The organism is Mesorhizobium sp. M4A.F.Ca.ET.020.02.1.1, assembly GCF_004022645.1.
Classification (GTDB): Bacteria; Pseudomonadota; Alphaproteobacteria; order Rhizobiales; family Rhizobiaceae; genus Mesorhizobium.
Genome location: NZ_RZOI01000792.1, coordinates 1 through 2,635 on the forward strand (window position 1 = coordinate 1; position 2,635 = coordinate 2,635).

At 60.3% G+C, this 2,635-nt stretch carries 4 protein-coding genes; all 4 read left to right on the forward strand.

Going from position 1 to position 2,635, the window contains the following annotated elements; all coding sequences use genetic code 11:
* The coding region (locus EN742_RS31170) for an energy transducer TonB (protein ID WP_148670385.1) at positions 1-309 on the forward strand (309 nt) is incomplete at its 5' end.
* Between the two features lie 39 nt (positions 310-348).
* On the forward strand, positions 349-1,653 hold the full coding sequence (tolB, locus tag EN742_RS31175) for a Tol-Pal system beta propeller repeat protein TolB (RefSeq protein WP_126057877.1): 1,305 nt from the start codon (positions 349-351) through the stop codon (positions 1,651-1,653).
* 182 nt (positions 1,654-1,835) lie between these two features.
* Positions 1,836-2,078, forward strand: coding sequence for a four helix bundle protein (locus EN742_RS39750; RefSeq protein ID WP_245455345.1), 243 nt, complete (start codon positions 1,836-1,838; stop codon positions 2,076-2,078).
* A 241-nt stretch (positions 2,079-2,319) separates the two neighbouring features.
* Positions 2,320-2,635: OmpA family protein (locus tag EN742_RS31185; RefSeq protein ID WP_148670386.1), on the forward strand; the 316-nt coding region annotated here is incomplete at its 3' end.

A 2,635-nucleotide genomic window follows, 5' to 3' on the forward strand; every position in this document is an offset into this window, starting at 1 on the left:
GGCCAGAAACTCTCAGGGTCGGAACAAGGGGCGTTGGAAGACCAGCTCGGCCATTGCTGGACCCTCCCGGTCGGCCTCGAAGGTTCCGAGGATTTCACCGTGGTCGTTCGCTTCAACCTGAACGCCTCCGGTAAGTTGGAAGGCCGCCCGACTGTCGAAAAGTCCAGCGGCAACCCCCAGTTCGACGCCAGTGCGGTTCGCGCCGTGCAGAAATGTGATGTCGCCGGGCTGCAGGTGCCCGCCGGCAAGCAGGACATATGGTCCGATGTTCGCGTCAACTTTGATCCGAGAGCGATGCTTGGCCTGTAGCCTGAGCACCCGAAAAATCAGCAAGAGAAGCGAGAAGACATGAAATCCATCCTCAAGCCGCTCCTGGTGGTCGCCGCAATGGCGATGGGCATAATTTCTGTCGCCACCTTGCCTGCTCGAGCAACCCTCGAGCTCAACGTCAACAAAGGCAATGTCGAGCCGATGCCGATAGCCATCCCCGACTTTCAGGGAGAGCTTGGCGCGCAGATATCGGAGATCGTAACCGCCGATCTGAAACGGTCCGGACTGTTCGCGCCGATCGACAAGGCCGCCTTTGTCGAAAAGATCACGAACCCAGATGCGGCGCCGCGCTACGAGGACTGGAAGGTCATCAACGCGCAGGCGCTGGTGACCGGCAGCGTGAACAAGGAGGCGGACGGCCGCATCCGCGCCCAGTACCGGCTGTGGGATATTTTTGGCAACACGCAGCTGGCCGGCGAGCAGTTTTTCGCCAACGACGCCAATCAGCGCCGTGTCGCTCATATCATCGCCGATGCGATCTATGAGAAGATTACCGGCGAAAAGGGCTATTTCGACACGCGCGTCGTCTTCATCGACGAATCCGGCGCCAAGAATGCGCGCAAGAAGCGGCTCGCCATCATGGACCAGGACGGCGCCAACGTGCGCTATCTGTCCGACGGCCGCTCGATCGTGCTGACACCGCGCTTCTCGCCGAACCGGCAGGAAATCACCTACATGTCCTATGAGAGCGGCCAGCCGAAGGTCTATCTACTGCAGATCGAGACCGGGCAGCGCGAATTGGTCGGCAACTTCCCCGGCATGACGTTCGCGCCGCGCTTCTCGCCCGACGGCCAGAAGGTGATCATGAGCCTGCTGCGCGACGACGGCAATTCCAACATCTTCGCCATGGACCTGAGGAGCCGCTCGACCACAAGGCTGACCAATTCCACCGCCATCGATACCTCGCCGTCCTATTCGCCCGACGGCAGCCAGGTGGTGTTCACCTCCGACCGCGGCGGCCGCGCGCAGATCTACGTAATGGGCGCCGACGGCTCCGGCCAGACCCGCATATCGTTCGGCGACGGCGTCTATTCGACGCCGGTGTGGTCGCCGCGCGGCGACCTCATCGCCTTCACCAAGCAGACCGGCGGCGAGTTCCAGATCGGCGTCATGAAGACCGACGGCTCAGGCGAGCGCATTCTGTCGTCCGGCTTCCAGCAGGAGGGACCGACTTGGGCGCCCAACGGCCGCGTGCTGATGTTCTTCCGCGACTCAGCCGGCGGTCCGAAGCTGGTTTCGGTCGACCTCACCGGCCGCAACGAGCAGTCGATCCCGACCTCGAACTTCGCGTCCGACCCGGCCTGGTCGCCGCTGCTTGAGTGAGCGGTCGAAAAGGAGAATTGAAGAACTGATGAAATGAAGAATTGAAGAATGGAGAAAGAGGGCAGTTACATCAAGCGCGCCAAGGATTTGGAAGTCTATAGGCGTGCTTATGCAGCTTCCCTCGACGTCCACAGAGCGACGCTCGTTTTTCCGAAAATCGAGCAATACGCACTGCCGACCAAATGCGTCGATCCAGCAAGGCGATTTGCGCCAATCTGGCGGAGGGCTTCGCCAAGCAGACCCATTCCAGACCCGAATTCGCGCGGTTCATTTCGATGGCTATGGGATCCTGCAGCGAAGTTGAAAAGTGGATTTCGTATGCGTTCGATCTTGGTTACATCACGCAAGCGCAACGCGACGAATGGCAGCAATCCTACGTCCACATCTATGGAATGCTGGTGAATCTGAGGGAGAGATTGAAGTGATCCTTTTCCTCAATTCCCCAATTCTTCAGTTCTTCAATTCCCCTTTTTCACAGGCTGGTCGCGTTTTGGCCGCATTTCCGCCTACGGTCCGCGCGCATTGTCGCCCTTGGTAATGCGTGGGCGTAACGGCCGCGGACGGCGGCCTAATACCAAATTTTAACCGTGTTTCTTGAATGCCGGTTAACCCAAACGTGGTTACTGGGTGATCAACGAAATCACTCGAATGCGAAGGAGAGGCGGCATGGGCCGTATCGCAGCACTTACCAGAAACCCGGCCATGATCGCGCTGGTGGCGGCACTCGCCATCACGGGTTGCGCCTCGAAGAAGACCCCGAACAGCGCGGCCGATCTCGGCCTCAACGGCGCGGGCGCCGCGACGCCGGGCTCCGCCCAGGATTTCACCGTCAACATCGGCGACCGTATCTTCTTCGACACGGATTCGTCCTCGATCCGCGCCGACGCGCAGACGACGCTGTCGCGCCAGGCGCAGTGGCTGAACCAGTACAAGCAGTATGCCATCGTCATCGAGGGCCATGCCGACGAGCGCGGCACGCGTG